Source organism: Roseateles chitinivorans (assembly GCF_002761755.1).
Taxonomy (GTDB): Bacteria; Pseudomonadota; Gammaproteobacteria; order Burkholderiales; family Burkholderiaceae_C; genus Roseateles; species Roseateles chitinivorans.
The window spans coordinates 1-416 of record NZ_PEOG01000189.1 but is presented as its reverse complement, the minus strand read 5'-3'; the positions used below and the strand labels follow the sequence as shown (position 1 = coordinate 416).

1 pseudogene is annotated in these 416 nt (G+C 75.7%); it reads left to right on the top strand.

The window, feature by feature from the left end:
- Positions 1-128: 128 nt before the first annotated feature.
- Positions 129-416 (top strand): annotated as a pseudogene (locus CS062_RS25320) (efflux RND transporter periplasmic adaptor subunit); the annotation flags it as partial.

The following is a 416-nucleotide window of genomic DNA, read 5'->3' as shown; positions in this document are numbered from 1 at the left end:
CCTACACGACGTTCTTCCGGTCTGGCGCGGACATGGTCGTGCCGGCCGACTAGCCGCTGCGCTAGCGCCTCCTGGTCGCGGCGGGGCGGAGCAAGGCCGTCTAGCAGCCGCTCGCCGCTCCCGGCACGATCGAGGCGCTGCCGGACCACCTCGCCCGCATCACGCCGCCGGTCGCCGGACGAGTGGTGACGCTGCATCGCGCGCTGGGCGATCCGGTGCGCGCGGGCGACCTGCTCTTCACGCTGGACTCGTCCGACCTGAGCGCCGCCCGCGGCGACGCCGCCAAGGCCCGCGACGCGGCCGCCCAGGCCGGCCGCGAGCTCGACCGCCAGCAACTGCTCTTCGACGCCGACATCGCCGCGCGCAAGGACCTGGAGGCCGCGCAGCTCGCGCGGGCGCAGGCCGTCAGCGACCTG